Annotated in this window: 7 protein-coding genes; all 7 read right to left on the bottom strand. The window is 56.1% G+C overall.

The window, feature by feature from the left end; all coding sequences use genetic code 11:
* Positions 1-131: 131 nt before the first annotated feature.
* Positions 132-560 (bottom strand): hypothetical protein, encoded by a 429-nt coding sequence (locus tag Q0562_RS09795; protein WP_298643899.1) that lies wholly within the window; start codon positions 558-560, stop codon positions 132-134.
* 340 nt (positions 561-900) lie between these two features.
* Positions 901-1,317, bottom strand: coding sequence for a F0F1 ATP synthase subunit epsilon (locus Q0562_RS09790; protein ID WP_298643897.1), 417 nt, complete (start codon positions 1,315-1,317; stop codon positions 901-903).
* 19 nt (positions 1,318-1,336) lie between these two features.
* Positions 1,337-2,716, bottom strand: coding sequence for a F0F1 ATP synthase subunit beta (gene atpD / locus Q0562_RS09785; RefSeq protein WP_298643896.1), 1,380 nt, complete (start codon positions 2,714-2,716; stop codon positions 1,337-1,339).
* Between the two features lie 30 nt (positions 2,717-2,746).
* Positions 2,747-3,619 carry a F0F1 ATP synthase subunit gamma gene (gene atpG, locus Q0562_RS09780; protein ID WP_298643893.1) on the bottom strand — a complete coding sequence of 291 codons (873 nt, stop codon included), beginning with the start codon at positions 3,617-3,619 and terminating at the stop codon, positions 2,747-2,749.
* Between the two features lie 10 nt (positions 3,620-3,629).
* Complete coding sequence (gene atpA / locus Q0562_RS09775; RefSeq protein ID WP_366144757.1) at positions 3,630-5,171, bottom strand: F0F1 ATP synthase subunit alpha; 1,542 nt, start codon at positions 5,169-5,171, stop codon at positions 3,630-3,632.
* 12 nt (positions 5,172-5,183) lie between these two features.
* The gene (locus tag Q0562_RS09770; protein WP_298643891.1) at positions 5,184-5,729 is read right to left on the bottom strand and encodes a F0F1 ATP synthase subunit delta; all 546 of its coding nucleotides are present in this window, start codon (positions 5,727-5,729) and stop codon (positions 5,184-5,186) included.
* Positions 5,730-5,732: 3 nt separating this feature from the next.
* Positions 5,733-6,203: a F0F1 ATP synthase subunit B gene (locus tag Q0562_RS09765; protein ID WP_298643889.1), complete on the bottom strand. Its 471-nt coding sequence runs from the start codon at positions 6,201-6,203 to the stop codon at positions 5,733-5,735.

Raw genomic sequence — 6,203 nt, 5'->3', positions numbered from 1 at the left:
AAGTTTGGCATGGTGTGCGTCTTCGTAAAACTTGCACTTTGCTATATCTTTCAGCGGGTTTCATTTTTTTGTCGTGTACGAAGGCCGTGCACAAAGGAAACAACTATAAAATAGAGTTCGTAGGGCGGGCTTCAGCCCGCCATTAGCATGGTTACGGCGGACTGAAGCCTGCCCTGCGGCAGATTATTTTTAGTTTTGGCATCACCAGATCCAGGAGGTTTCGCCGCTACGGCGTAGTGCTTCCGGGGTGCGATGCACGGCGGCAATTTTCTTTGCTTTGTAGAAGTGGGGGATGCTGCGCCAGATGCAGTTGTGCCGTAGTGGTGCGTTTCCGCTTCCGTGTCGGCGGTGTTCCGGTTCTGGTAGAGGCCGATGGTCAGACCGGTGCGGTCTTCGCCGTGGTAGCAATGCATCGGCACGCTACCGGGATTATCACTTCGCTTGATGGCGTACAGCACTTGCGCCATTTTTTCTGCTTCGATATTCCAGGTGAGCAGCGGGATATTGATGATGTGGATGCCGGTATGGGCGGGGTGTTGATTGATCGTCGTCGCGGTCAAAGCAGCGCAGATTGATGATGGTGCGGATGTTCAGCGCTTGCAGCAGGGTGGTGTCGCTGTCATTCGGTTGTTCGCTGCGGTACAGGGTCGGCGTGATTTCGTGCAGGCGGTGGTTGTCGCGAGAATTGCCGCGCGTTCTTGTGCTATCACGGCAGAGGGAGGATCGTCTTTACTGTGAGTAAAGTCGTTTCAAATAGGAATGAGACAAGGCAGCGAGCCGAAGACAGTACAGATAGTATGGCAAGGCGAGCCAATACCGTATCATTTCTATTTGAAACGACTATAACGGTGCTGCCCGTCGACAAGTAGAGCAAGCACCGTAAGGATGGTGGAAGTCTGTCTAGTTTTTTGCACGACGGATGGCAGCGAGTTGTGCCATGGTTTGTGCCAGTTCGGCTTGCGCACGCGCCAGTTCGAGTTTGCTGCTGGCTTTGTCGCGCATTTTTTCTTCGGCGCGACGGCGCGCTTCGCGGACGCGTTCTTCGTCAAGTTGTTCGGCGCGCTCGGCATCGTCAGCGAGGATGATGGTTTGCCCTTGCTGGACTTCGATAAAGCCGCCGGAGATGTAGATGACTTCTTCTTTGCCGTCCGGCAGGGTCAGGCGTACTTGCCCCGCTTTGAGGACAGACAGGAATGGTGCGTGACCGGCGAGGATGCCGAGTTCGCCACGTTCGGCGGTCGCGACAAGGCGCTCCGCTTCCCCGCTGTATAGCTGGCGGTCGGCGCTGACCATGTTGACGTGAAAAGTGTTCGCCATGTCGGTTCCCCCGTGCGTTTTATTTGACGGTCTCGGCTTTGGCCAGCACTTCGTCAATGGTACCGACCATGTAGAAGGCCTGTTCCGGGATGTGATCGTATTCGCCGTCCACGATGCCCTTGAAGCCACGGATGGTTTCTTTGAGCGGGACGTATTTGCCCGCCGAACCGGTGAAAACTTCGGCGACGAAGAAGGGTTGGGAGAGGAAACGCTGGATTTTCCGCGCACGATAGACGACTTGTTTGTCTTCTTCGGATAATTCGTCCATACCGAGGATGGCGATGATGTCGCGCAGTTCTTTGTAGCGTTGCAGTACGCCCTGAACGCGGCGCGCGGTTTCGTAGTGTTCGTCACCGATGATGAGCGGATCAAGCTGGCGCGAGGTGGAATCCAGCGGGTCAACGGCCGGATAGATGCCGAGTTCGGCGATTTGCCGCGAGAGGACGACGGTGGCATCCAGGTGGGCGAAGGTGGTCGCGGGCGAGGGGTCGGTGAGGTCGTCCGCCGGAACGTACACGGCCTGGATCGAGGTGATGGAGCCGGTTTTGGTCGAGGTGATGCGTTCTTGCAGTTTGCCCATTTCTTCCGCCAGTGTCGGCTGGTAGCCTACCGCCGACGGCATCCGGCCGAGCAGGGCAGATACTTCGGTACCGGCCAGGGTGAAGCGGTAGATGTTGTCCACGAAGAAGAGAACGTCGCGGCCTTCATCGCGGAAGTACTCGGCGATGGTGAGTCCGGTCAGGGCGACACGGAAGCGGTTCCCCGCCGGTTCGTTCATTTGTCCGTACACCAGTGAGACTTTGTCAAGAACGTTCGACTCTTTCATTTCGTAGTAGAAGTCGTTGCCTTCACGGGTTCGCTCACCAACCCCGGCGAAAACGGAGTAGCCGCTGTGTTCGATGGCGATATTGCGGATGAGTTCCATCATGTTGACGGTTTTGCCGACACCCGCGCCACCGAAGAGTCCGACTTTGCCGCCTTTGGCAAAGGGGCAGAGCAGGTCAATAACTTTGATGCCGGTTTCCAGCAGTTCGGTCGAGTTGGACAGTTCGTCGTAAGCGGGGGCTTTGCGGTGGATGCCCCAGCGGGCTTCGGCGTCAATCGCCGAACCGTGGTCAATGGCTTCGCCGAGGACATTCATGATGCGCCCCAGGGTGGCTTTGCCGACCGGGACGGTGATCGGGCCACCGGTGTTTTTGACTTCCATACCGCGCGTGAGCCCTTCCGAGGAACCCATAGTAATGGTGCGCACGACGCCATCACCCAATTGTTGTTGCACTTCAAATACGGTGCCGCCTTTGGCTGCGATCAGTGCGTCGTTGATGTTCGGCACTGCGTCTTCGGGGAATTCGATATCGACGACTGCGCCGATGACCTGTACGATTTTTCCGGTACTCATCTTCACCTCTTTTATTTCAATCCGTTCGTATCAGACGGCGGCCGCGCCGCCGATGATTTCCGTCAGTTCCTGCGTAATCGCGGCCTGACGGGCTTTGTTGTATTGCAGTTCCAGCTCGCCAATCAGGTTGGCGGCGTTGTCGGATGCACTCTTCATGGCGACCATCCGTGCCGACATTTCGCAGGCAATGTTTTCCGCTACCGCCTGTTTGACGACGGATTCAAGATAACGCACCGCCAGTTTGTCGAGAATTTGTGCGGCATCGGGCTCGTATTCGTAGGTCCAGGCATGATTGGGAGCATATTTGTCGTCTGCCAAGACGGTGGCCGGCAGAAACTGGACGATATGCGGCTCTTGCGTCATGGTGTTGACGAAGCGGTTGCCGACCAGATAGACGCGGTCAATATCACCTGCGCGGTAGGCATCAATCATGGCGGTGATGCCGCCGATCAGTTCGCGCAGCGGTGGGTTGTCGCCATAGGCATCAACACTGGTCATGATGTGGCCGTTGATGCGGTTGATGAAGGCAATGCCTTTGCGGCCAAACACGCTGAATTCGATGTCGCAGCCCTTGTCATGCCATTCTTCTATATGGGTCAGCAGCTTTTTGAACAGGTTGATGTTCAGGCCACCGCAGAGGCCGCGATCGGTGCTGACAACGATATAGCCGACTTTTTTGATGGTGTTGCGTGTTTCGTTGAAAAACGGGTGGGCAACTTCGCTGTTGGCTTTCATCAAGTGGGCTATGACGCGCAGGATATTTTCAACATAAGGGCGTCCTTCGAGCATCGCATCCTGCGAACGCCGCATTTTTGAGGCCGCCACCATTTGCATGGCCTTGGTAATTTTCTGCGTGCTTTTGATGCTTTTTATCTGCGAGCGGATGTCCTTGGCATTAGACATGGCGGATTCCTCACCAGACGCCTTTGTCTTTGAAGGCGCTTAATGCGGCTGCGAATGCCTGCTGGATGTCGTCGTCATACGCGCCGTGTTCGTTGACTTTGTCCAGCAATTCCTGATGGTCGCTGTGCATATATTGCAGCAGCGCCTGTTCGTAGGCCTGAATCTTTTCTACCGGAATGTCATCGAGGAAACCGTTTTCTGCGGCGAAGAGCGAGACGCCCATTTCGGCGACGCTGAGCGGTGAAAACTGTTTCTGTTTCATCAGCTCGGTAACGCGCTGACCGCGTTCAAGCTGTTTGCGGGTCGCTTCGTCAAGGTCTGAGGCGAATTGCGCGAATGCTGCCAGTTCGCGGTACTGCGCGAGGGCAAGGCGCACACCGCCGCCCAGTTTTTTGATGACCTTGGTTTGTGCGGCGCCACCGACGCGGGACACGGAAAGACCGGCATTGATGGCGGGACGGATACCGGCATTGAAGAGGTCGGTTTCGAGGAAGATTTGTCCGTCGGTGATGGAAATGACGTTGGTCGGGACGAAGGCGGATACGTCGCCGGCCTGGGTTTCGATAATCGGCAAGGCGGTCAGCGAGCCGGTTTTGCCTTTGACTTCACCCTTGGTCAGGCGTTCGACTTCATCGGCATTAATGCGGGCGGCACGTTCGAGCAGGCGGGAGTGCAGGTAGAAGACATCGCCCGGATAGGCTTCACGACCCGGCGGACGTTTCAGCAGGAGGGAGAGTTGCCGGTAGGCCCACGCCTGTTTGGTCAGATCGTCATAGACGATCAGCGCATCTTCGCCACGGTCACGGAAGTATTCGCCCATCGCGCAGCCGGCATAGGGAGCAATGTATTGCATTGCAGCGGAGTCGGACGCGGTTGCGGCAACGATAATGGTGTTTTGCAGTGCACCGTGTTCTTCCAGTTTACGCACGACGGAAGCGATAGATGAAGCTTTTTGGCCGATGGCAACGTAGATACATTTCACGCCGGTATTGCGCTGGTTGATGATGGCGTCAACAGCGATGGCGGTTTTGCCGGTCTGGCGGTCGCCGATAATCAGCTCGCGCTGTCCGCGTCCGATCGGCACCATGGAGTCAATGGATTTCAGACCGGTTTGCAGGGGTTGTTCAACGGATTGTCGCTCGATAACGCCGGGGGCGATTTTTTCGATGGGCGAGGTTTCGCGGGTTTTGATGTCGCCCTTGCCGTCAATCGGCTGACCCAATGCATTGACGACGCGCCCCAAGAGTTCGCGACCTACCGGAACTTCGAGAATCCTGCCGGTGCAGGTAACTTTGTCGCCTTCCGAGAGGTGTTCGTATGCACCGAGGATAACGATACCGACGCTGTCGCGTTCAAGGTTGAGTGCAAGGCCGTACACACCGCCGGGGAAGGCAATCATTTCCCCCAACATTGCTTGGCGCAATCCCTGTACGCGGGCGACACCGTCGTAAAGGCTGATAATCGTCCCTTCGGCTTTGCTTTCAACCTTGTTGTCGTAATCGGCTATTTTTTCCTGGATAAAGCCGCTGATTTCAGCAGGATTAAGTTGCATTATTCGTTTCCCCTAGTCATCGAGTTTCTGGGCAAATTCAGCCATTCTGCCCCGCAGTGTCTGGTCAATCACCAGCCCGTCGTATTCTATTATCACCCCGGCTATCAGCGCGGCGTCTTCGTGAATGTCCAGCACTACGTCGCGTCCGGTTTTCTTCTGCATCAATGCCTGCAAGGTTTTTTCTTCAGCAGGCGAAAGTGCTTGTGCGGTGGTGATATGCACCATACAGACATCGCTCTTGGCGTAGAACAGTTCGTCGTAAACGTCGGCTATTTCCGGCAGTACGGCGATGCGGTCGTGTTCTTCCAAGAGGCGCAACAGGTTGTTTTCTTCGGCATAAAGTCCGTGTTTGCGCTGTTTTTTCAGCAGTTGTTCCAACCAGCTTTGCAGTTGGGGCAAGAACCCCGGCAATGCCAGGTGTTCCGGCACTTCCGGTGCCTGCATGACGGCTTTGGCCGTATGCAGGAATTGCCGCCATTGTTGTTGCGCCTTGTCATCGCCTGCGTTGGCGAGGATGGCTTTGGCATAAGGACGGGCGACGGTTTTTGACTCGGCCATGATTTACAGTTTCTCGCTCAGTTCATGCAGCAGGCGTTTGTGGTCATCGGCTTTGACTTCACGGCCAATGACTTTTTCGGCACCCTGAATTACCAGTTCGGCGACCTGCCCGCGCAGGGCTTCGCGCGCTTTGCGTTTTTCCTGTTCGAAACTGTCGCGTACTGCCGCGATTTCGCGCTCGCCCGCAGTTTTGGCTTCGGTGCGGGCATCCACAACCAGTTGTTCTGCCTGTTTTTGCGCACGTCCAACGATTTCGGTTGCCTGTGTTTTGGCCTGCGCGATGAGGCGCGCGGTTTCTTCTTCGGCGGCTGCCACGCTGTGTTTTGCCTTGTCCGCCATGCTCAGGCCTTCGGCAATTTTCTGGCGGCGTTTTTCCGTCGCTTCGGCGAAGAGCGGCCAAATGTATTTGTGGGTAAACCACCACAGGACGAGGAATGTGCCGATCTGGCCAATCAGCGTCAGGTTGAGATTCAT

It is taken from the genome of uncultured Cardiobacterium sp. (assembly GCF_938028825.1).
Lineage (GTDB): Bacteria > Pseudomonadota > Gammaproteobacteria > Cardiobacteriales > Cardiobacteriaceae > Cardiobacterium.
This window is presented reverse-complemented; position numbering and strand designations above follow the sequence as displayed.